This is a genomic window from Undibacterium sp. Ren11W (genome assembly GCF_049340485.1).
GTDB lineage: Bacteria > Pseudomonadota > Gammaproteobacteria > Burkholderiales > Burkholderiaceae_D > Undibacterium.
Genome location: NZ_JBMPPB010000009.1, coordinates 41,860 through 65,128, shown reverse-complemented (window position 1 = coordinate 65,128; position 23,269 = coordinate 41,860). Strand labels below are relative to the sequence as shown.

The 23,269-nt window shown below is 53.1% G+C and carries 19 protein-coding genes; 8 read left to right on the top strand and 11 right to left on the bottom strand.

Annotated features, from left to right (window positions below):
• Positions 1–3: 3 nt before the first annotated feature.
• From ACO0K8_RS18075 to ACO0K8_RS18050, 6 genes are all read right to left on the bottom strand, one after another.
• A complete protein-coding gene (locus tag ACO0K8_RS18075) occupies positions 4–597 on the bottom strand; it encodes a hypothetical protein (protein ID WP_422948044.1) in 594 nt (197 codons plus the stop codon).
• A 177-nt stretch (positions 598–774) separates the two neighbouring features.
• Complete coding sequence (locus tag ACO0K8_RS18070; protein ID WP_422948043.1) at positions 775–1,575, bottom strand: metal ABC transporter permease; 801 nt, start codon at positions 1,573–1,575, stop codon at positions 775–777.
• Entirely contained in the window at positions 1,572–2,489 is a 918-nt protein-coding gene (locus ACO0K8_RS18065; RefSeq protein WP_422948042.1) for a metal ABC transporter substrate-binding protein, read from the bottom strand. The genes ACO0K8_RS18070 and ACO0K8_RS18065 overlap by 4 nt, the downstream gene beginning before the upstream one ends.
• A gap of 9 nt (positions 2,490–2,498) precedes the next feature.
• A complete protein-coding gene (locus ACO0K8_RS18060) occupies positions 2,499–3,959 on the bottom strand; it encodes a hypothetical protein (RefSeq protein ID WP_422948041.1) in 1,461 nt (486 codons plus the stop codon).
• An 82-nt stretch (positions 3,960–4,041) separates the two neighbouring features.
• Complete coding sequence (locus ACO0K8_RS18055; protein WP_422948040.1) at positions 4,042–4,341, bottom strand: hypothetical protein; 300 nt, start codon at positions 4,339–4,341, stop codon at positions 4,042–4,044.
• A gap of 141 nt (positions 4,342–4,482) precedes the next feature.
• Positions 4,483–5,382, bottom strand: coding sequence for a DMT family transporter (locus ACO0K8_RS18050; protein ID WP_422948039.1), 900 nt, complete (start codon positions 5,380–5,382; stop codon positions 4,483–4,485).
• A 211-nt stretch (positions 5,383–5,593) separates the two neighbouring features.
• Between ACO0K8_RS18050 and ACO0K8_RS18045 the strand changes: the two genes are divergently transcribed.
• Positions 5,594–6,619 (top strand): transglutaminase domain-containing protein, encoded by a 1,026-nt coding sequence (locus ACO0K8_RS18045; protein WP_422948038.1) that lies wholly within the window; start codon positions 5,594–5,596, stop codon positions 6,617–6,619.
• Positions 6,620–6,962: 343 nt separating this feature from the next.
• On the opposite strand, the gene ACO0K8_RS18040 is transcribed toward ACO0K8_RS18045, so the two are convergent.
• On the bottom strand, positions 6,963–7,994 hold the full coding sequence (locus tag ACO0K8_RS18040) for a Glu/Leu/Phe/Val family dehydrogenase (RefSeq protein WP_422948037.1): 1,032 nt from the start codon (positions 7,992–7,994) through the stop codon (positions 6,963–6,965).
• A gap of 744 nt (positions 7,995–8,738) precedes the next feature.
• On the opposite strand from ACO0K8_RS18040, the gene ACO0K8_RS18035 reads away from it, so the two are divergent.
• The 3 genes from ACO0K8_RS18035 (at position 8,739) to ACO0K8_RS18025 (ending at position 12,276) form a co-directional block, all read left to right on the top strand.
• The gene (locus ACO0K8_RS18035) at positions 8,739–9,113 is read left to right on the top strand and encodes a GFA family protein (RefSeq protein WP_422948036.1); all 375 of its coding nucleotides are present in this window, start codon (positions 8,739–8,741) and stop codon (positions 9,111–9,113) included.
• A 452-nt stretch (positions 9,114–9,565) separates the two neighbouring features.
• Positions 9,566–10,093 (top strand): DUF4399 domain-containing protein, encoded by a 528-nt coding sequence (locus ACO0K8_RS18030; RefSeq protein WP_422948035.1) that lies wholly within the window; start codon positions 9,566–9,568, stop codon positions 10,091–10,093.
• Positions 10,094–10,506: 413 nt separating this feature from the next.
• Positions 10,507–12,276, top strand: coding sequence for a methyl-accepting chemotaxis protein (locus ACO0K8_RS18025; protein ID WP_422948034.1), 1,770 nt, complete (start codon positions 10,507–10,509; stop codon positions 12,274–12,276).
• A gap of 89 nt (positions 12,277–12,365) precedes the next feature.
• Here ACO0K8_RS18025 and ACO0K8_RS18020 read toward each other — a convergent pair whose 3' ends face one another.
• Positions 12,366–13,586 carry an SO2930 family diheme c-type cytochrome gene (locus ACO0K8_RS18020; RefSeq protein WP_422948033.1) on the bottom strand — a complete coding sequence of 407 codons (1,221 nt, stop codon included), beginning with the start codon at positions 13,584–13,586 and terminating at the stop codon, positions 12,366–12,368.
• A 56-nt stretch (positions 13,587–13,642) separates the two neighbouring features.
• Positions 13,643–15,127, bottom strand: coding sequence for a parallel beta-helix domain-containing protein (locus ACO0K8_RS18015; RefSeq protein ID WP_422948032.1), 1,485 nt, complete (start codon positions 15,125–15,127; stop codon positions 13,643–13,645).
• 215 nt (positions 15,128–15,342) lie between these two features.
• On the opposite strand from ACO0K8_RS18015, the gene ACO0K8_RS18010 reads away from it, so the two are divergent.
• A complete protein-coding gene (locus ACO0K8_RS18010; RefSeq protein ID WP_422948031.1) occupies positions 15,343–16,371 on the top strand; it encodes an AraC family transcriptional regulator ligand-binding domain-containing protein in 1,029 nt (342 codons plus the stop codon).
• Positions 16,372–16,500: 129 nt separating this feature from the next.
• Here ACO0K8_RS18010 and ACO0K8_RS18005 read toward each other — a convergent pair whose 3' ends face one another.
• Positions 16,501–17,559 carry an AraC family transcriptional regulator gene (locus ACO0K8_RS18005; RefSeq protein ID WP_422948030.1) on the bottom strand — a complete coding sequence of 353 codons (1,059 nt, stop codon included), beginning with the start codon at positions 17,557–17,559 and terminating at the stop codon, positions 16,501–16,503.
• A 120-nt stretch (positions 17,560–17,679) separates the two neighbouring features.
• On the opposite strand from ACO0K8_RS18005, the gene ACO0K8_RS18000 reads away from it, so the two are divergent.
• The 3 genes from ACO0K8_RS18000 to ACO0K8_RS17990 are packed head-to-tail and all read left to right on the top strand — an operon-like array spanning position 17,680 to position 22,519.
• Positions 17,680–19,293, top strand: coding sequence for an FAD-binding oxidoreductase (locus tag ACO0K8_RS18000; RefSeq protein WP_422948029.1), 1,614 nt, complete (start codon positions 17,680–17,682; stop codon positions 19,291–19,293).
• Positions 19,290–20,924: an FAD-dependent oxidoreductase gene (locus ACO0K8_RS17995; protein WP_422948028.1), complete on the top strand. Its 1,635-nt coding sequence runs from the start codon at positions 19,290–19,292 to the stop codon at positions 20,922–20,924. Before ACO0K8_RS18000 ends, ACO0K8_RS17995 begins: the two co-directional genes overlap by 4 nt.
• Positions 20,925–20,956: 32 nt before the next feature.
• Positions 20,957–22,519: an FGGY-family carbohydrate kinase gene (locus ACO0K8_RS17990; protein ID WP_422948027.1), complete on the top strand. Its 1,563-nt coding sequence runs from the start codon at positions 20,957–20,959 to the stop codon at positions 22,517–22,519.
• A 29-nt stretch (positions 22,520–22,548) separates the two neighbouring features.
• Here ACO0K8_RS17990 and ACO0K8_RS17985 read toward each other — a convergent pair whose 3' ends face one another.
• The gene (locus ACO0K8_RS17985; RefSeq protein ID WP_422948026.1) at positions 22,549–23,172 is read right to left on the bottom strand and encodes a dienelactone hydrolase family protein; all 624 of its coding nucleotides are present in this window, start codon (positions 23,170–23,172) and stop codon (positions 22,549–22,551) included.
• Positions 23,173–23,269 lie beyond the last annotated feature (97 nt).

Sequence of the window (23,269 nt, the reverse complement as noted above, 5' to 3'; positions counted from 1 at the left end):
TATTTATTTTCTGAGTAGAGCAATCAACTGATGCAGACCGGCAGTCATGGCGCGTACCGAGCCCTGCATATCCCATTGATCATCACCTATCTGGACCAGATTGGAGATCGCCCTGAGTTCGATAAAGCGCTGGTTTTCCTGCTGGCAGACATGAAAAAAAGCCGCCCCTTCCATATTCTCTATATCTAACTCGCCAGTGGCGATAAACGGCGCCATCGCCGCATTCAGTGAGGTGCTACGCGCCAGCGGGAAGCCCGCTTTTTGCGGCAGATGCAGACAGTGCAGAATATGGCGGCGCTCGAAATCCATATCCAGCGGCAGATGCGCCAGATGTACGAAACCTGCGGGTGTAAAGAAACCGAGATCACCTTCCACCTCACTCTCTACCAATACCACATCGCCGATCTTGAATGGCGCATGCGGATACATACCGGCGATGCCTGCCAGAATTAACACATCGGGTTGCTGTTGCTGAATCGCACGCAAGGTGGCTACGGCGGTGGCAGTTAGACCGACGCCGGAGACGATGCAGGTGACGTCATCGTCGTGGAACAGGCTGGCTTCGGTCTTGGTCGGGAAGAGTACGGTGATTTTCATATCGTTATTTTTTTAGAGGCAAGCCCAGTGCGCATATTCCATGCGGGTTTCCAGCCTGCCTGGCCTGTAGCCCGCATGGAATATGCGCGTCCAGCCTATCGGTTTTGAGAAATTGAACTGTCGCTAGCTTAAGCCTAAGCCTAAGCCGGCGACAGTTCAATGACCTGGCGCAAAGCTTTAGTGAGTAGTTACCTCGGTAGCGGTTTTTTGCGGGCCAAAAGCGTAGACCAGCATCGCCAGCAAGCTTAGGCACCAGACGATCAAAGCACCTGAGGGTAGGTCGAAAATAGTCGAGAGTAGTAGTCCGCTGGCATACCCGCCTATGCCTATCAGATAGGCCAAAGGCAGGCGACGTCGCTCGGGATAATTGCGTACCGCCAGACTAGGTACGATCAGGCTGGCAAATACCAGATACACACCGACCAGTTGCACCGAGGCAGTCACTGCCAGAGCAAAAATCAGATAAAACCCGAGTCGGCTCATGCGTTCGTTAAACCACAGCAGTAAGGCGACAATAACGACCGTGCCTAGCGCCGGGATCAATAACTGCTGGTAGCGCACCCACAGGATTTGGCCGGCCAGCAGGTCTTGCAAATGCTCGCCGCCATGTGGATTATGTGCCACCAATAACAGACCGGCTGTGGCGGCCAGTATGAACAAGACGCCGATCTGCGCCTCTTGTACTTCTGGCCAGCGTTTCTCAGTCCAGGTCAGCAATAGCGCACCTAAAATTGCCGCCAATGCGGCCGCTGCCTGCACGGCCCAGCCTTGCGGATCAAGTTCGCCCGAGCCGGCAATGATGACACCGAGCGCAGCGATCTGCGCAATCGCCAGATCGATGAAGACGATGCCGCGTTTTAAGACCTGGGCTCCCAAAGGGATGTGCGTGACCAGCACCAAAATACCGGCTAGTAGCGCCGGTGCGATGATACTCAGATTACTGCCAAGATCAAAGGCTGAGAGTGCGTCTGGTATCATTTTGCGGCTTCCAATAAACGTTGTACGCTCAGTTCAAACAGGCCGAACAAGTCTTTCGCCTTGTCGTCACCACCTACCGTAAATGGTAGTACTACGGCAGGAATATGCGCATGTTCAGACAGCCATTGCGAGGCGCGTCCATCTTGATAGGCGGCGCGCATTACCAGTTTGGCTGGCTGCCTTTGCAATTGCGCAAGCAAGCCGTTTAGATGCGCCGCGCTCGGTTCCACCCCGGGTTTGGCTTCCAGTGTGCCCACTGCGCGCAGTCCTAGCCAGTTCGAAAGGTACTCCATGTTTTTATGATGTTCGACGATAGACTGGCCTTTTAACGGCGCCGCTTGCTGCTCCCATTTCAGCATAGCGGCATTCCAACGTGTAGAAAAATCCTTATGGCGGCTCTGGTAATAGGCTGCGTTGGCCGGGTCGATTTGGCTCAGACGCTTAAGCAGGGCATCGGCTACTTTGGCGATATTATGCGGGTCCTGTTGTATGTGTGGATTGCCAGCGGCATGTACATCGCCTTCGCTACGATCGAGCTTGCCAGGTATATCCAGACGCGGCACAAACTGGCCCGCTTCAAAGTTACCTGGCTGCCCTTCTGCAATTTTGGGATTGCCCGATTGCTGTAGCAAGATGGGTAGCCAGCCCACTTCCAGTTCAAGTCCGGTGCAGATCAGCAGATCGGCATTGCGGGTTTTGGCGATCAGGCTAGGACGCGCCTCGATCCGGTGCGGATCTTGTAGCGCAGTGGTAGCGCTGGCCACCTTGAGCTTGTCGCCGCCGATTTCACTGGCCAGCGCGGCCCATTCAGGTTCGCAAGTGAGTACATTCAGGCTTGCGTGGGCAGGCAATGTAACGAGGCCAGTGGCGGTCAGCAGCAGCGCAGCAGCGATAGTTTTGTGAGGGATTTTCATGGAAGCGTCCTAGAAATTGTGAGCGCCGTGGGCACCCAGACTCATGTTGTACTGCAAAAAAATCTGATTGTCGGTGACACCCGGTCTGGTGTTGTCGCGTGCAAACTGGAGCCGGAAACGGCTAAATTCCGACAAGGAATAATCAAACATGATGCTGCTGCGGCTAGGTTTATAGGATAGCAGCGTAGGGAAATCGGCGGCATTGAGGCTGCCGTTTTCCACCAGTCCGATAGCCGGCCTGCCGGAATTGAGTTGGTCGTAGCGCAGACCGACCCGCCATTGCGGCATAAATTGATACACCCCTTGCAGATACCAGCCCGATTGCGCAGACGCATAATTGCCCGTGCTGCTGTCTGGGGATAGGGTGTCGTAGCTCAGCGATCCTTTGTCGTCACGGCGGAAATATTCGCCCTGTAATTTGAAATTGCGCTGGGTGGAGTTGCCATCGGGTGCCCATTTGAAAATGGCGTCGGCGATCCAGGTTTTGGAGCTGCCGCTGAAGGCATTGTTGACTGTAGCGCCGTTTTGGCCAGTTTCTTCAAAACCACGATTGTTTGCACTGCTGCTGAGATAAGACAAACCTGCGCGCCAGCTGGCATTTTCGCCAATATCGTCGCCTAGATGGGCGAACAGGGCGCTGGAGCCAAAACCGTTTTTGTTCCTGTCATTGCCGGGAAAGCTGGCGCCATTGCCCAGTTCCACGCCAAACTCAAGAAACTGATCGGTCGGTGCCAGCCACTTAAATTGCACACCATCCGGTTTATATTGTCCGCCGAAAAATGCCTGATACGCCAGCGGAGCATCGACAAAATCCCAGGTATGCGCATGTTGGTTATTCAGGTAGCCGATAGAAGACAGGAAGCGTCCGACTTTCAAATTGCTGCCATCGAGTAGTGCTTTGGTCTGGAAGAAAGACTCTTCTACGCTCACCGTATTGTCGGCCGCCAAAGCAAAGGTCAATTGACCAGAGAAATTGGTATCGATATTCGCGCTTAAAGTGAGTTCAGACTCGCCTAGAGAAAAACTACGCGCGCCTGGCCCGACCTCACCACCGGTAGGCATGAAGCCTTGTAGCTTATATTGCCCAGGGTCTTGCGATAAATTGCTCATGGTGCCAGTCAGATTGAGCGCCACCGCTGGGTTGAAGACATTCGCGGCGGCCGCTACTTTGCTAGGCGTGGGACTAGCACTAGCTTCATTGATGGCTGGCGCCGCAATTGGTGCTGTCGGTGCTGCTGCATAGACATTGCTCACTACTGGCTGATTGATGGCTTCAGACACTTGCTGGCCCTTGGCTTCGGCGATTTCCAATCGCTTTTCCAGCGCTGCCATGCGCGCTTCATAGCTGTCTTTCATTTGCTGCATTTGCTGGCGAATGAGCTTTAATTCCTTATTTTCTGCGGCAGAGGCGCACGCAGGGAGGACGAAAGCGGCGGCCAGCGCCGTCGCTAAAATGCTTTTTTTGAACATGATGTTCCTGATTGTAATTAGAGTGAAACTAAGCAGGGACTAGCGAAACTCCAGCCGGCACCAGCTTAAAAAAAGGATTTCTCTAAATTACTGCAGGCGGGGCGCGTGACTGAAAGACGCAGACGGTTCTGGCGCAATGATCTGGCGTGGCTCTGGACAAGGCAACTTCAGCGTCCAGCGGCGTGGCCTTGAAAGGGCCGGCATCACTCGTTAATGCCGAGCCAACCTGGGCAAACGCCAGACAGTGATCGCAGGCTTGTTCCAGCGGTATTTGCTTGACTTTGACACTGCCGGAGCCAAGATCAGACAGATGCGAAATCGCGTGCGCAAACCCCATCTGTTGCGTGAACAACAGTAGCAATGCCAGAAAAATGGCAGTCAAATGAGCGTATGTGCGGTGGCGGTTTTGCACGGCGGGCTAAATCAAGGTAGACAAATCAAGGATGCTAATTGTAATAGATAGCGCATGTTTGCACCATTTTTTAAAAATACATAGGTTTATTATTCTCAAAATACCGGCGCATCATTGTGCATGCGGTGCGCTAGGCGGTGTTTTTTGCAGGTAAAGCGGCACCAGTTGGGCGATTAACATACCGCTTAGCATCAAGGTGCAGCCGAAGATGGCGCGTGGGCTCAGGGTCTCACCTAGTACCAGCCAGGCAGCGAGCGCGGCAAACACCGACTCCATGCTAAAGATGATCGCCGCATGGGAAGCGATGGCGTTGCGTTGCGCCACCACTTGCAAGGTATACCCTATCCCCACCGAAAGCACACCGCCATACAAGATAGCGGGTAGCGCCGGCACTAAGTGCTGCGATGCCCGCTCTTCAAGGATCAATGACAAAATCAAGCAGGCGATACCGCAGACAAAAAACTGCACTACCGATAAACGAATAGGGTCATGCTTTTTGGATAAGGCGGAGAGCAAGATCACATGGGCAGCCCAGGCCAGAGTGCCGAGTAATTGCAGATAATCGCCCTTGGCGATCACGAAGTCGCCTTGCACACTCAAAAAATACATGCCAATTGCGGCCAAAGCAACGCCGGCCCAAGTCGCCATATGCATCTGGTGGCGCAAGAATAAGCCTATGATGGGTACGATCACCACGTATAGGCTGGTGATGAAACCGGCATTTGCGACCGAGGTAAATTGCAGGCCAACTTGCTGCAGATTGATGCCCACTGCAATGATCAAACCGAGCAGGGCACCATCGCGCCACAGACTCTCGCTACTGGCGTTTTCTGGTGCGCTACGAAAATAGATGAGAGGTAGTAGCAGCAAAGCCCCTAACAAAAAGCGTGACGCCGAATAAAAAAACGGACCCACGGCATCCATGCCCAAACGCTGCGCCACAAAGGTCGAGCCCCAGATCATGGCAATACACAACATTAATAAATCGGCTCGGAAACTTTGACGCGTCATCTTGCGCTCGCATGGGTTTTTTTGTGAAGGGCGTCAGCTTGCCCTAAAGCGTGGGCTCTGGCTATTCCTATCTAAAAAATTATTGCCATAGGTAAATTTCAATTGACCGTGATACTTGCCGTGAGGCACACTTTTGAGGCGCGGCTTTGATGCATTCAGCGTATTGAAAATGTCTTTTGGCCGGAAATTTGAATTGAGCAGGAGTTCCCCCATGTTTTGCTATCGGCTTTTATCGGTTGCCAGTCTCGCTACTGCGGTCTTCCTCAGTGCCAGCGCCAGTGCCCATGATGTCAGCGCCAGGCAGCGCGCTGCAATTGACGCACATGCGCTGGCTGCCCCTCCTGAGATCGAAGCGAATAGCAAATCGCTGGCCGCTTATCTGGTACAGGATTTACACAGCGACACTGAAAAAGTGCGTGCAATTTATCGTTGGATCAGTGATCGCATCGCGTATGACGTAGAGGCCTTTTTGAGCGGCAATGTGCAAGCCATGTCCAGCGCCGAAGTGTTGCAAAAGCGGGTCAGCGTATGCAGTGGCTTTGCCGCCCTATTTGAAGACTTGGCCACCCATGCAGGCTTAGAAGTAAACAGTATCGCAGGCTATGCCAAGTCTTACGGAACGCAGCAGGGTACGCATTTTGATCAACCAAATCACGCCTGGAACGCGATTAAAGTAGATGGCGAGTGGCGCATGGTGGATGCTACTTGGGGCGCCGGTTATGTCAAAGAAGGCAAGTACAGTAAAGTACTTTCAGAAAGCTTTTTTCTGGCGGCACCCGAACAATTTGTGTTTAGTCATTTACCCGCAGAAGAGCGCTGGCAGTTACAGCGCACTCCCCACCTGTCGCAGCAAGAATTTGAGGCGTTACCGCTGATACAGCCGACGTTTTTTCATAACGATATCTCAGCCAGCGAGGCCTGGAATACCGCTAAAAAAACCGATTTTTCTGGGAGCTTTGTGCGTACTTTTGATTTGCCGTATCACATGGCGGCGATCCAGGCTGCCCCTCTGGAGTTTCAATTGAAGTTGGATCATGCTTATCAATTCAAGATCAACACCGAGGTGTTTGAAAAAATCGCTGTGGTACAAAGCAATCTCTGGATAGAGATGGACCGGCAAGAGCGAGATTTTTCGATTAATTTCAGCTCAAAAATTCAGGGCGAACTACAGGTCATGGCCAAGAAATACGGCGAGGCGGAATACATCAGCTTATTGGCCTATGAGCTCAGACCTTAAGCGGGGCTAAGGCTGAGCGCCAGCATCAGGTTTGCCGCTGCGCAGCAACTACTCTACACAAATTTTTAAGGCACAGGCCCGGCGCGCATATCCCATGCGGGTCTTCAGCCTGCCTGGCCTGAAAGCCGCATGGAATATGCGCCTTGGGCAGGGTGCTAAATTTTTTGATTTATTTAGGACTTACGCAAAACCGCCCCAGCGTCGTTGTATCCGCCTTGCCGTACTGGTGTACTGTCTGCGGCGGCACGCCTAGCTGGAACAATTTTGTGTAAGCCCTAATTAAGCCGCAAAGTAAAAAGCCCGATAGCGCTGCGCGATATCGGGCTTTTTTAATGAGTTTGCTTTAGTTCTTGAAGCGTGCCTCGGCGATGCGATCAGCTACTACGCTGGTCGGCAAGCCTTCGCTATCGGCACGGGCGAACACTTCTGCCAGCGTCTCGCCTATGCGGCGTACGTGGGCGTCCATGCCGTCTTCCGGCGTGTTCATGTACTCATAGCAGACCTTGATGATGCCACCGGCATTGATGACGAAATCGGGTGCGTACAAAATGCCTTTTTGACGGCACACTTCGCCCATGTCGGCAGTGGCCAACTGATTATTCGCGGCACCGGCGACGATCTTCGCTTTCAGACGCGACAGCGTGTCTGGATTTAAAGTGGCGCCCAGAGCGCATGGCGCGTAGATGTCGGCTTGCACGTCGTAGATCTGATTGATGCCGACCACTTCTGCATTTAATTCTTCTTGCGCGCGTTTCAGTGAAGCCTGGTCGATATCGGCAACGATCAGCTTGGCACCGGCAGCGTGCAATTGACGCGCATAGTCGTAACCGACGTGGCCCAGACCTTGCAATGCAACGACCAGACCTTGCATGTCATCGCGTTTGAGGTGATGCTTGACGGCCGCCTGGGCGCCGACGAAGCAGCCGAGTGCGGTAAATGGCGATGGGTCGCCACGGTCGCCCAGACCGGCGACATACTTGGTTTTGCCGGCGACATACGCCATGTCAGACGGGCTAGTGCCGACGTCTTCTGCCGTGATGTAACGGCCGGCCAGGCGCTCCAGGGCTTCACCCAGAGCTTCAAACAGGGCTGGGGTCTTGTCGGTTTTTGGATTGGCAATGATTACGCTTTTGCCGCCGCCGATAGGCAGGCCGGCGACCGCGTTTTTGTAGGTCATACCGCGCGACAGGCGCAAGGCATCGCGCAGTGCTTCGGCTTCAGTGGCGTAATTCCACATACGGCAACCACCCATGGCTGGACCAAGTTTGGTGTTATGGATGGCGATGATGGCGCGTAGGCCGGATTTGGCTTCTGAGGCAAATACCACTTGTTCGTGGTTGTCGAAATTGATTTCGTTAAATACAAAGGCGGTCATGCTTATGGCTCCGCGCGGTGGAGATCACACACCGGATAGGGCGGGTGACAATACATCGCGTAAAAAAGATTAAAAATAAATGGGCGAAAAAAATGGGAAAAACATAGCAAAAAACAAAAATAAATCCAGACCATTCTAGACAAAAGCAGCGGGTTGTTGCCGCCAATATCAAACGCAGTGATTGTGTCACGCGCGCTGGAGTATACGGGATAGGGGGGCGAAACTCAACCGCAGTGGCAGATGAGGCTGGGCAATTGCATGAAATGGCAGGCCATTTAAAAGGATCTTATTTTGTCCACGAAAGTCACGAAAGACACTGAAAAATACCAAAGCGCACCGGCTTCATCCTATGAAACGAATCATTTTTCGCTTTTTTTGTGGCATCCATAGGATTACTTGCACTTGTCGCCAACGATCTTTCAAATGGTTTAAAGAAGGGCCAAGTTCTAAACTTATCAGGCCGTTCGGAGTTTGAGTTTAGTGACGGTGTTATCTCCAAAATCGCTGACATCAGTTGATACGCTTATGCTCCATAACAATGGGAACCAAAGGACGCGCCCCTGAGCTTCGACGTTGAACCACCTGCGTACTAAACTCTCGCTGGTGCGACAGCCAGGTTCATCCTCTTAGTGGATGTGTGTGCTGGCGCACAGCTGGTCGTCAAAAATCATTGGACAATCTGCTAGTGCCCAGCGCTGAGTCCGGTAGACAGCAGAAGCACAGAACCAACAACAGGAGAGACACATGACGATCACGGGAAGCTGCCACTGTGGGAAGATTGCCTTTCGTATCGAAGGCGACATACCGACTGAACTTACTCGTTGCACTTGCTCCTACTGTTCCAAGCGTGGTGCGCTACTGGCGTACTACCAGCCAGTGCAGTTTCAGGTGACAGCCTCGGCAAGCGACGATGCGATCTATCGCTGGAATACGATGCTCGTGGCGCATCACTTCTGTTCTGGGTGCGGGTGCGCTACGTACTCCGATAGCCCAGCCTTTGAACCGGATGGAAGCTGGGACCATCGCAGCCGTCGGATCTGTGTCAATGCGCGTCTGTTCGACGACTTCAATGCGGCCGAGGCACGCATCGTGATCATCGACGGCAAAAATCTCTGGTAGGTCCAAAAGGCCTAAACTTTTGTAGGACGCAATTGAGCTCATCGATTGCGCCGTAATGCATTTCATCAGCCACCACGGCCAGCGCGCATATTCCATGCGCTTCTTCAAGCATGTCGGCCTGCGGGCCGCATGGGATATGCGCGCTGGCAGGGTGCTGTTTTGAGTTTTTGTTTTGAGAGGAAGCCGTAACAACGCGCCTGGAATCCTTAGTTGGAAATTAATCTTGTGATAACTTTGCGATTCACGGATAATTCACAACCGCAGCGTGAATTTTTCTAAGTCGCATAGCGCCTGAGTGATCTTTTATCTGTAGGAGTTGCAAACAAAAATCAGACTAGTTTGTGCAGTTGATATGCCTAAGGCATCGTCGCAGTCATCATTGCGGTTTTGCCTGGTGCACAGATTTAATGAAGTAAATGCTTTTTTTGTTAAGGAAAATAGTGAGTAAATTCATGAAGCGAAACATTTTGAGCGTATTGTTGATGGCCATGCCGTTGATCGCAGCAGCTGCCGAGAGTAAGAACGCAACGGCGTCGGCAGAAGCGATGGACACCGATTCGGTTATCAGCGGGCTCAGTGCCAATGGGCGTACGCGGCCTTTCCCTACCGGTGAAAAATTGCAATATTTTGTCAACATTAAAGACGGCGATAAAGTTCGCTCGCCTTTTCGCGTGGCTTTTGTGGTGTCAGGCATGGGCGTGTCTCCGGTGAAAGCGGGTGAGATTGAGGGGACTGGTCACCACCATATTTTGATCGACGCGCAGATGCCGGTGGATATCAAAGCGCCGATTCCCTTCGATAAGGCCGACGAATATCAGAATCAACACTACAAACATTTCGGTAAAGGCGAGACCGAAACGGTGTTGGATTTGCCGCCAGGCAAGCACACTCTGCGCCTCTTGTTTGCCAATCATAATCACGTGCCCTTCTATATTCGAAGCAAAGAAATCCATATCGAGGTCGTCAAGCAAAATCCCTGAGCTCTATCCCTTGCTTCGTCCGACCTGTAGCGCCTAGCTGAGCTACAGGTCGGGCGGCTTATCCATAGTACGCGCCATGCGCTTACACATGTCCCCCGAATAAGCAAATTAATTTATTTGCATTATTTATTGATATCGCCATTAATTGTCCTATTATTAACTCGGTAGTGATCTGCTGGGGCTGGGCTTTATGGTTATTTCCCAGCCGCATTGAAAGAGTTAGGACTTGCGCAAAGCCGCCCCAGCGTCTTTGTATCCGCCCGTTCGTACAATGAGTATTAGAGTAAGTCGTCGACCGTAGGTCTAGCTGAAACAATTTTGTGTAAATATTAAGAGAAATATTTATGCTAAATCGGTCTGCGTAGAAATATTTCTATGCAGTAGCAAAGCACTTTAAACCAGTAGGGGAAGTCATGAATATCGGCAATGTGAAGGTTTCAACACGTTTGACGTTAGGCTTTGGATTGGTGCTGTTATTGTTGTTGACGGTATTGTTACTTGGGATAAATCGCATGGCCCAAATGCAAAATCGTATGGAAGAAATTGCCAACATCAATAACGTCGAATCTAAGTTGGCTTCCAGCATGTACCTCACCATTACCGAGCGTGCTTTGGCTCTGCGTAATCTGATCTTGTTAAGCGACGAGGCTGAAATCCAGATAGAAGTCAATCGCATCAAGGCGCAGGCAAAAAAATACGAGGAAGCCGAGGCGAAGCTGGCAAGCATGGTCGCCGCTGATGCGAATAGTTCAAGAGAGCAGGTGGGGCTACTCGAGCAAATCAAGGCGCAAGCGAAACTAGCAGAACCGTATGTGAACAAGGGGACAGAACTTGGCTTACAAAAACGGGGAGACGAAGCCTATAAATTATTAAGATTTGAATTTCGCCCGGTACAAAAAAAATGGTGGGAGATGCTGAATAATTTTATTGAAGGGAAAGAAAAACAAACCACCCAGGCCATACTCGATGCCGAACATGCATATCTGAGTGCGCGCTGGTTGATGATGGTTTTTGGTGGGGTGGCCCTGCTGGTCGGGGTTCTCGCCTCTTATCTGATCGTGCGTAGTTTGCTTAAACAATTGGGCGGTGAACCGCAATACGCAGCCAGCATTGCAGAAAAAATTGCCTCTGGCGATCTGACGGTGCCCATCATCTTGCGCAAAGATGACAGCAGTAGTCTGTTACATGCCATGCATGAAATGCAAATGAGTTTAGCCAAGATAGTCGGTCAGGTGCGCGGTGGTACCGATACTATTGCGAGCGCTTCCAAACAAATCGCTTCCGGCAATATGGAGCTCTCTTCACGCACCGAACAGCAGGCCAGTTCGCTGGAAGAAACTGCCGCTTCTATGGAGCAACTCACCTCCACGGTGAAACAAAATGCAGATAATGCAAGGCAGGCGAATCAACTAGCGGTGTCAGCTTCTGATGTGGCAGTCAAGGGCGGAGCGGTGGTGACTGAAGTGGTAGAAACCATGGGTTCTATCAATGCCTCGTCCAGAAAAATTGTCGATATCATTGGGGTCATTGATGGCATCGCCTTTCAAACCAATATTTTGGCTTTGAACGCAGCGGTCGAAGCGGCCAGAGCGGGCGAGCAGGGACGGGGTTTCGCTGTGGTCGCAGGAGAAGTGCGTAATCTGGCGCAAAGGTCCGCGGAGGCGGCAAGGGAAATCAAAAAACTCATCGATGATTCGGTGCAGAAGGTCGATGCCGGTGCCAAATTGGTTGATCAGGCCGGAACCACCATGACGGACATCGTCACCAGCATCGGCCGCGTAACCGATATCGTGAACGAAATTATGTCGGCCAGCCGGGAGCAAAGCACGGGCATAGAGCAAATCAATCAGGCGATTATGCAGATGGATGATGTGACCCAGCAAAATGCCGCACTGGTCGAAGAGGCGGCTGCTGCTGCCGGCGCCTTGCAACAACAGGCCGACGATCTTGAGAAAGTGGTCAGCACCTTTATTTTAGACGGCGTCAAGAATGTCGATTGGGATAAGCGCAAGCAGAGCTTCGCGGCGCAACAAAATATTGTGCCTATCGTCAAAAAAACGCCACAGATCGCCACCAAGCCCTTTGCCTTAGTGCGCCCTAAGCGGGTGGCAAATGCCAGCGAGGCTACGAGCAAGGATGATAATACAAGCCGGACTGCGGAAGAGGGCTGGGCTGAATTTTAATGTCGTCAGCAATATCATTTACTGCACATTGTTACCGATTAACGCATTCAGGTGGGATCGCACGGACCCCACCTGATTATGTCGCTAGTTTAAGGCGGCGAGCATTCTGCCTTGGCCATGGTCGTGATCCATTCGCTTAACATGGCATTGGCTTCGACGTGCGTCGAAGAGCGGCCTATCACGGGCATTACCGCTTCTGAGTCGGTATGGCTGGTGCGGTATAACAAGATCGAGGTCTCAGGCGAGCCAGGCACGATATCGTACTGGTAAGGTAGGCCAGGGCCACCGTAGGCCAGCGGTTTTTTGCAGATGCCGCGTTTCACTGAATCGATCAGCGGATTGGCGGTTTGATTAAAGCCTAACAATAAGCCGCTTTGCTGGGCCTGGCCGCTGGTCGAGTGGCAGTGTGCGCAATTGGCTTCCAGGTAGCCTTTGGCACGCGCATCCAGGGTTTGCGTGGTGTCGGTCCAGTCGGCCGCTTTAGGCGTTGTAGCCGCGCTGATATAGCCGCTTAGCATACCCAGATCATTGAGATTGTCGAGTTGGTTTTTGACACCGGCACTATATGCATACGTCTTGTTCAGATTGTGCGCTTTCGGACCGATAGGCAAGAGTGCGCCGCCGCCAGCCGAGGTGATGGCGTGGCATTGCTGGCATTGCTGCGCGCTTGGTACTTTATAGCTGATTTTCTGATGGCTAGCATCGCCGGCTACCAGCTCCACCTGCTTGACGTCGCCGCCGATTTTCAAGGAGGCGTCTTTCTGATCCTCATCCCAGACATACGGTAAGCCCAGCCAGCTGCCATCGGCTTGTTTAACTAGCAGGCGGGTTTCTATCAGGTGATTTTTGCTCAGGTCGATAGAGTCGCCCTGTACGGTTTGGTGGCTGACTGCCTGCGCACCGATATAGCTGGCATCGTTAGCGGTGGCTTTCGGATAGTAAAAGGTTTTGACGATGACCGAACCGTTGGGGAAATCAAAGGGATCGGCGCCATTGCCGTTGTACGCAATTTTGCTGCCCTTGGGGATGTAAATGGCGCGTAATTTGCTGGCGTAATCCGAAAACAGGGTGGAATTTAAATCATAGGCGACGGTCGCCGGATTGAGCTTCATTAACTTGCCGTCGCTCTGCAACAGGTTCCAGCTAGATAATTTATCCGGTGCATTGGTACGTTCAAAAACCTTGACGTCGGAGGCGGCGACCGCGCTCGCTGCAGTGGGGCTGTTGTTGCCGCTGCCGCAGGCGCTGAGTAAGCTAAGGGCTAACATCGCCGAACAAAGCGAGGCAAAAAGTGGTGATTTGATCTTCATAATAGTGACTCCTGACGAGCAATGAATTGTATGGGGTGCATGCTAGAGCCTGGCGCTTATTTAATGACAGGAAAGGCCGGGATTGCTGGCAGCGTTAATTGGCAGTTCATGCGCGGCGAGGATGGGAAGGTCGGTTGCAATAGCTCCAGCGGGATTCCGGCAATTGCTTCTGGCGGTGTTTCGCCAGCCTGTACCGAAGCGCCTAGCTTGAGCCCTATCAGATTGATATCCAGGGTTTCATAAGAGATCACCTGATCGATGAAAGGCGTGTCTAGCGAGGTGTTATTTTTGATGCAAATGCGGCTGTCGTCGTTGGCAACGCCACCTATACCCAAGCCGCCCATGCCAGGCAAGGGTATCAGGCCGCTGCTTTTTTCCGGATCGAGTATGCCATCCCACACGCCGTAAGGCAGTAGCGCCGGCAAACCGGCCGCTGTCAGCTGCGCAAATAAGCCGTCGACCAGAGGTTTAAGTTCGCCCTTGAAGGCACCGTCAGGTGCATAGCCTGAGACCGAGATCGTATTGCCATGCGCGTACAGGGTATGGATGAAGGGATTGTAGGCCGGATCGTTTATGGTGAAGCCGGTGGCTTGATAGCTCAGTGCCAGCACACTAGTGGTCTTGTGGTTCGTGATGATATTGTTTTTAATTTCTGTATTGTCTGCGGCTAACACCATGATGCCGGTACCGACCGGCACTGAAGTGACAAAACCGGAAGCGTTGGCAGCGACCGGTGTATTGTTATCGTGAATATTATTGTTTTGTATCAGGACGCCGGAACCTTTTTTGAAGCGGTAAGTGCCGGGTAGGGAAAACACCAGCACGCCGCCGGTATTGTCATGCAAATCATTGTTCTCGACGATGGCATTGAGCGAGTTTTCTATTTCTACGCCGGCCACGTTTAAATATACTTCATTGTTGCTGACTCGGATGTTTTGCGATTGCCCTACATAGATGCCAGCATCTTCCGAACCTATTACTTTGCTATTCTTGACGATGATATTGTCGGAGTTAACCGGATACAGGCCATACGCCATTTTAGAAGTCTTGGTCGGGTCGGTGGTCCACTCGGCTCGTAAGCCGTCCATGGTCACATTGGTCGAGGCGGAAACAAACACGGCATTGCCGGCCGCATCTTCTACCGCAAAATTTTTCAGGGTAATGGTCTTGACATTGCTGGCCTGCAGACCGTTGCGGGTACTGGCATCTTTAAACGACAAAATGGTATCGATGGCCGGGTTGCTGCCGCTCCCTTTCCCTATGATCGTGACGCCGCTGGTGTTCATGATCAGCGGTCGGTCAAAATGAAATTTTCCGGCCGGCAGTGTCAGAGTCGAACCTTCTTTCAGACGGAACAGGATATTGCTCATATCATTGTCGTTCATCTGGGCGGCCGTCACGACCACTTCTATTGCCACCGGTGCGGCGACCACCGGCGCCGACGCTACCGGACTGTCACTGCCACCACAACTTGCCAGTGTCAGCACTGCAGCGCTTAGAGCACTTAGTTGGAATCGTTTGATTTCCGCCTTGTTTTTCATACTGCGTCTCCTTGGTTTTTATTGTGTCATCTCAAATATGTGTTGTGACTAATGGCATCAAACGCCAGGAGGATTCACCAGTTTTTACTGTTGTTATCCATATTTGTGCGATGATTATAGTTCTGCCCGGGTTTGCGCTGGATGACAGAAAAGGCCTAAATATGTACATATCGTGCCAAAATTAGAAGGTTTAAAATGTTGCACTGCATTATTTTATGAGCCGCCAGAGCGCCACCGTTGCCATCAGTATGGCGACCGATTTTCTGGCCGGGTTTCATCCTGATACCGAGTTGGTGCGCGCTGTGATAGGGCACGCAGAGATCGCTCCCGAGGTTTTACTGGAGCAGGGCGGGCGTATCACGATAGAGCAATTTTCTGCTTTGTTGCGTCAGGCTGCGCTCTTGCTCGACGATGAAACGCCACGTTTTTTTTCGCGACCCTTACGCAACGGCACCCTAAAATTCCTGTGTCTGGGGATGCTAGATTCGCCGAATTTGGACATCGCCCTACATCGATTTGTCAGTTATTTCCGGTTGCTGCTCGATGACATGGGCTTTCAGGTTACGCGTGGCACTAAGCTGACCCGCATCGCCCTGATTGAGCATGTTGCGCCGCAAGGTATGCGGGTCATGGTGCATGAGCTGATGCTGAAACTGGTACATGGGGTGGCCTCATGGATGATAGGGCGCAAGATACCCCTGGCGCAGGTCGATTTTTCGTTTCCGCGACCGGCGCGGGCGGCCGAATATGTGTATCTATTTCCTGGCCCCATCAATTTTGATAAGGCCGAAACCGCGCTGTATATAGAATCCGAATATCTGAGTGCACCGCTGCGTCAGGACAAGAGCGCACTGAATCAATTTTTGCGCAATGCGCCAGCCGATTGGCTCTACGTGTCATTTAGCGACAAAATCCTGACCCATCGCATCCGCGATCATCTGGAGTCGCGCCTGGCCGATGTGACGACAGTCGCCTCAACCGCCAAGGCCCTGCATTTTTCGGTGCGCACGCTGTCGCGTCGACTGGCGCAAGAGGGCAGCACTTTTCAGACGGTAAAAGATGAGTTGCGGCGCGATATGGCTATTTTGCAGCTGATTAAAACCGAGTTGCCAGTGGCCGCAATCGGTCTCAATCTGGGCTTTGACGATCCGACTACCTTTAGCCGGGCTTTTAAATTATGGACAGGCAGCGCGCCGGGTGCCTATCGCCGTTTGGGGACGGCTAGCAAGCTCAATCAAGTCTAGTGGCGCTCATGCTTATCAGCGCGTGTGCGTTTTAACCCTGCCAAGGCGCATATTCCATGCGGGTTTCCAGCCTGCCTGGCCTGTAAGCCGCATGGGATATGCGTGAGCGGGGTGGCCTTGATTGACGGCTTAATCCGAAATGCTGGTTTTCTCTCTATAGCTGCCGGGACTAAGTCCGAACCAGCCCTTAAAGGCGTGATTGAAGGCGCTTTGCTCCTGGTAGCCTAATAAAAAAGCGATGTCGGCCAGGTTCAGCTGGCGCTGGCGCAGGTAGTCCTTGGCTAACTCATGGCGAGTCTGATCCAGCACTTGCTGGAAGTTGGTACCGACCTCGCTGAGTTTTCTTTGTAGGGTGCGAGGGCTTAGCCCCAGGTCTTGCGCGATCAGGGCTAGCTTGGCTTGATCCTGACTGAGATTACTGATGATGCTGGCGCGTAGTTGCGCCACGATACCGCCATCGGCCTGCGCCCTGGTCTTCTCTTTCAAGAGTGCTTCGGCATGTTGCTGCAAGACCGGATACATGCCGACATCTGCATTCGGTACCGGCCAGGCAAGTAAGGCTGCATCGAAGCTGGCGCTGTTTAGCGTGGCATTAAATGCCGGGATGTCGCCAAAGATACGCCGATGTTCGCTGCAATCTGCGGGGGCCGCATGGCTGAAAGCAATCGGTACAGCCGGTAAGGGCACGCCCGCCAGCCAGTTGCCAAATACGCGGATACCGGCAAACACGCTCTCGGCCAAATGCCGGTTGGCGTTCGGGTAGTGGCTGTTCCATTGATAATGCGCCAGTTCTTTTTCTATCAATAAATCTGAACGTCCCAGATCATGGGCCAGGCCTTCATAGCGCAGGGTTTGCTGGAACACCTGGCCAAAATCATGACAACTCAAGAGTATCAATCCATACACGGTATAAGTGCCGAGTTTAACGCTCTCGCCTACGTGCAGGCCAAAATGCGGATCGTCGGCCAACTCTGCCGCCACATCCAGCAGACGCACATAGTCACTGGCGGCCAGCGTTTCGGGCAGGGGTGACAGTGCCGCTAACGGTAAATCAGCCGCCTTAGCCAGTGCCGCCAGCGTCACGCCGCGCGCCAGTGCGACTTCTAGCAATGGTTGTAAATACGCGCCTGTGACGCGTCCGCCAGAGCGGCTAGCCGCAAGCGGCGTTGTTTTAACAGCGATTGGCATGAAAGAACAAATTAGTTGTCATGAATACGCAATACCTTCTATCGGTGCGTGGTTAAGCTAGGATAAATTCGAAAAGTTTTGGCAAGTATAACAATCGCCACCACAGAAAAGGGAAACAAGATGAGACGTTGGAACGGTTGGGGAGATGACAGCATCAATTTTGCCATCAATCACGATGCACTGGCATTTTTGCAACAGCGCATAGGCCAGGGACAAGCGATTAATGATGCGACACTGGCGCAGGCTTGCAGCGCGGTTCCGGCAAGTCGCTTGCCGCCACATCCTCTGGTCGAAACTGGTGCCGAAGTTCGTATGCGCAATAGCTTGGGACAAAGTTTGCCGGATTGGCTGAAAATGCGTTACGGAAAAATAGACAGTTTCCCCGATGGTGTAGCGTTTCCGGAAAGCGGCTATCAGGTGCGCGAATTGCTGGTCTATGCTAAAGCTTGCGGTGCGGCGGTAATCCCGTATGGCGGCGGCACCAGCGTAGTCGGCCATCTGACGGTGCCGCCAGGCGCGCAGCCGGTCTTAAGCATGAATATGTCGCGCCTTTCCGGTTTACTGAATCTGGATAAAAAAGCCCAACTGGCGCGCTTTGGCGCTGGCGTGTTTGGCCCCGATCTGGAAGCGCAGTTGCGCGCGCAAGGCTATACCCTGGGGCATTTTCCGCAGTCGTTTGAATACTCGACCTTGGGCGGTTGGGTGGTGACACGCTCCTCCGGTCAGCAGTCTTTGCGCTACGGTCGCATCGAGCAATTGTTTGCCGGTGGCCGGATGGAAACACCGGCCGGTACCTTGGATATCGCGACGTTTCCGGCCTCGGCGGCGGGTACCGATTTACGTGAAATGGTGCTGGGTTCGGAAGGCCGCATCGGCATCTTGACCGAGGCCGTGGTCAGAGTCACGCCCTTGCCCGAGCGTGAGGTGTTTCATGCGGTGTTTTTCCCTGACTGGGAGGCGGCGCAAGAAGCGATACGCCAGATCGCCCAAGCCAAGTTACCGCTCTCTATGTTACGCCTGTCAAATGCGACCGAGACGCTGACGACGCTGACGCTGGCCGGTCACAAAAAATTGATAGGCGCTTTGGAAACCTATCTAGGCTGGCGCGGTTGCAAAGAAAATAAATGCTTGCTGATGATAGGCGCCACCGGACATAAAGCAACGGTCGCCAATGCCATCAGCACCGCCATGCGCATAGCACGTAAGCAAAATGGTGTGCCGGTAGGTCAGGCCATGGGACAGAAGTGGAAGCAAAACCGTTTTCGCAGCGTGTATCTGCGTAACTCCCTGTGGCAGCAGGGCTATGCCATCGATACAGTAGAAACTGCCTGCGATTGGCCTAAGGTAAAAGGCATGATGCTGGCGGTGGAACAGGCCGCCACCGATGCGCTGGCCGAATGCGGCGAGCTGGTGCATACCTACACCCATCTGTCGCATGTGTATGCACAGGGTGCCAGTGTCTACACCACGTTTGCCTATCGCTTGAGTGGTGACTATGAGCAGGATCTGGCGCGCTGGCAGACCCTGAAAGCGGCGGTGTGCGAGGCCATCGTCTGCATAGGCGGCACCATCAGTCATCAACATGGGGTAGGTATCGATCATGCGCCTTATCTGACGGCGGAAAAAGGCGAACTGGGCATTAGCGCCATGCGCCACTTGTACCGCCATTTTGATCCGGACGGCATGATGAATCCGGGTAAATTGTTGCCGGCAGAAGAGACAGCATCAACATGAACATCCCCAATTCCAACGAGCTCTGGCAAGACGGCTGGCGTCAGCAGATTCCGGCCCAATTGGCGCAGCAATGGGATCTCGTGATTGTCGGCGGCGGCATCACTGGTGCCGGTATCTTGCTGGAAGCTGCCAGGCGCGGCTTAAAAGTTTTATTGATAGAGCAGCGTGATTTTGCCTGGGGAACTTCTAGCCGCTCTTCGAAATTGGTGCATGGTGGTTTGCGCTATCTGAAGGAGGGTAAGTTTCAACTGACACGCGAATCAGTGCAAGAACGCCAGAACCTGATGCAAGAGGCGGCCGGACTAGTGGATCAGCAGAGCTTCGCATTTGCCGACTACCAGGGCCGTAAACCGGGGCGCTGGATGTTTGCGTTGGGACTGGCGATCTATGACAGGATGGCGGGCCAGCGCGGTCGTCATTACTATCCTGCCGACGAGTTTTTACAATTGGCACCGCATATAGGACAAGACGGTTTGAACGGCGGCCTCTGTTATGTCGACGCCAAAACCGACGATGCGCGTCTGGTGCTGCGGGTATTGCAAGAGGCGCAGAGCTTTGGCGGTCTGGCCATCAACTATCTGGCTGCGCGCACGCTATTGCGTGAGGGCGATGCCTTGAATGCTGAAGTGAGTGGCAAGGTAAATGGGCTGGAACTGGTCGATGCCATCAGTGGCGCGATCCATCGCGTGCATGCCAAAGTGGTCATCAGCGCCACTGGTGCCTGGGCTGACGGCTTGCGCCAGCAACAGGGCGCACCAGCCAAGTTACGCCCTTTACGCGGTAGTCATCTGGTGTTTCCGGCCTGGCGTTTGCCGGTCGCGCAGGCGATCAGCCTGATGCATCCGCAAGACGGGCGGCCGGTGTTTTGCTTTCCCTGGGAAGGCGCAACGCTGGTGGGAACCACCGACGTTGATCACGGCGCTGATCTGCAAATCGAGGCTAGCATCACCCCCGATGAAGTGGCTTATCTGATGGCGGCACTGGCTTTTCAGTTTCCGCAATTGGCTTTGTGTCTGGACGATGTGCTGGCTACCTATGCTGGTGTGCGTCCGGTAATCGATAGCGGCAAGGCCGATCCCTCCAAAGAAGGACGTGATCATGCGGTCTGGTTGGAGCAGGGTTTGCTGACCGTCACCGGCGGTAAATTGACCACCTTCCGGCTTATTGCGCTGGACGCTTTAAAGCATGTGGCACCCTTGCTGCCGCATTGGCAGCAGGCATTGACGCTGACGCCCTTGTTTCGCCGCGCCCCCGCTATGCCCAACGATAAGCGCTTAAGCAGCGGGCAACAGCAACGTTTGCAGGGACGTTACGGCCAGCAAGCCGCAGCGGTACTGGCGGCTGCCAAAAGCGGCGAGCTCGAAACCATCGCCGGCACCGAAACCATGTGGCTAGAGCTGCGTTGGGCGGCGCGCAATGAAGCCGTTATGCATCTGGAAGATTTACTGTTGCGACGCACCCGTCTCGGCCTGTTATTGCGCGCTGGCGGGCTAGATATTTTGCCGCGCATACGCGCAATTTGTCAGGCAGAATTGGGTTGGGACGATGTGCGTTGGGATTGCGAACAACAAGCATATTTAAGCTTGTGGCAGAAACATTACAGTTTGCCGACGCGAAATGCAGATCAGTAAATACGCATAATAAAATAAAAATCAGGAGACCCATGTCCGCATCTTATATTCTGTCGATAGACAACGGCACCCAAAGCGTGCGTGCCATACTGTTTGACTTGCATGGAAATATCGTCGCTAAAGCGCAAGTGCATCTGGAAGCCTATTTTTCTACTCATCCCGGTTGGGCCGAGCACGACCCCGAGGATTACTGGCAAGCGGTGTGCACTGCCTGCCAGCGCTTGTGGGCGCAAAATGCCATCGCAGCTACCAGCATCAAAGGTGTGGCGGTCACCACCCAGCGCGGCACCATGATTAATCTGGACAAGGATGGCAAACCGCTGCGGCCGGCGATCACCTGGCTGGATCAGCGCCGTACCGATGATGTGCCGCCGATTAGCGCGTTTTGGAAACTGGCATTCAAGCTGGCCGGTGTGGCACAAACTATTAATTATTTTCGCGGTGAAGCCGAGATCAACTGGATCAAGGTGAATCAGCCTGCGATCTGGGATCAGACCGAAAAATACCTGATGCTGTCGGGTTACCTCAATTACCGTCTGTGCGGCAGTTTTATCGATTCTATCGGCTCGCAAGTCGGTTATCTGCCGTTTGACTATAAAGGCTTGAAATGGGCCGGTCGCAAAGACTGGAAATGGCAAGCGCTGGCAGTCAAGCCCGACTCTTTACCGGAGTTGGTCGCACCCGGGACCGTGATGGGTAAGATCACCGCAGCTGCTGCGGTCGCCACCGGCATACCGCCAGGTACGCCTTTGCTGGCCGCTGCCGCCGATAAAGCCTGTGAAGTGATAGGTGCCGGTTGCATGCAGCCGCATATAGGTTGCCTCAGCTATGGCACCACCGCCACCATCAATACCACCAGTGCCAGGTATCTGGAAGTGACGCCGTTTATCCCGCCTTATCCGGCGGCTATCCCAGGCGCTTATAGCACTGAGGTGCAGATCTTCCGTGGTTACTGGATGGTCAACTGGTTTAAGGAGCAATTCGGCCACCATGAAAGACGTCAGGCCGAAGAGCAAGGCGTGCTGGCCGAAGATTTATTCGATGAGCTGGTCAATGCAGTGCCGCCCGGCTCTATGGGCTTGATGCTGCAACCTTACTGGTCACCCGGCATCAAGGTGCCAGGTCCGGAGGCGAAAGGGGCCATCATAGGTTTTGGCGATGTGCATACGCGCGCTCACATGTATAGAGCCATCCTCGAAGGTTTGGCGTATGCGCTGCGCGAAGGCAAGGAAAAAATAGAGAAGCGTAGCGGTGTGAAAATTACCGAATTGCGTATTTCCGGCGGCGGCTCGCAAAGCGATGCAGCGATGCAATTGACTGCCGATATTTTTGGGCTGCCGACTTCGCGCCCGCATGTGTATGAAACTTCAGGTTTGGGGGCAGCGATAGACGCTGCCGTCGGGCTGGGTTTGTATCCGGATTTTGCCAGCGCGGTCAAGGCCATGACGCGGATAGGGAAAACTTTCTACCCTATCGCAGAGCACCAGAAAACCTATGATGCGCTGTACCGCAAGGTGTATCAAAAGATGTATGCGCGTCTTCAGCCTCTGTATCTGGATATACAGAAAATCACAGGCTATCCGCGTCTGGATTAAAGCTGCGGGCTGGCTTTATGGGCTTGGCCTTAGGCGCAAGTCAGTTCGCCTAAGGGGCAATTCTGGTTTAACTCTTTTAGTTCCTGTATTTGGACGGCTAGCTGATCCAGATACAGGGCTTGAATTTTCACGTCAAAGCCGCGCGAATAGGGATTCATGAAACCGTGGCTAGTGTGGCGCGCCAGTTCGGCCTGATGCCCCAGTTTCTGCAATGCATTGCTGAGCGCCGGAGAATCGAAGGCCGCTTCTTTTTCGGCGAAAATCAAACGCACTGGACACAGCGCTTGCAAGGTCTGTAAATCTCGTATGCGCGAACCATAAAACAAAACGGCCGCTTGCAATTGTTTCGCCTCATCTCGGGCACAGCACATCCATAAGGCACTGGCACCGGCGCTAAAACCTATAACCATCTGTATGCCCGCTGTTTGGCTGTTGCTCGCGTTTTTTTCTTGTAATAGTGCCGTCACTTTATTCGCGTAACGTGCAACGCCGCCTTCTGCCAAAAATGCATGATAGGCTTTTTGCTCTGATTGAAAGTACAGGTCTGGATCATCGAACGGGGACACTAGCAGGCACTCACACCCTAAACTGCGAACCAGACTAGCTAAGGCTGGTGTAATGCCAAAGACATCGGTGGCAATCAATACGGTCATAGATAAAGCTAGGCCGCCAATTGCGGGCAGCGTGAAAAGCGAATAAACAAGGAGGGCGCAGACTACAGGAGTTTGCCGGCAAACTCAAGCAGCGAAA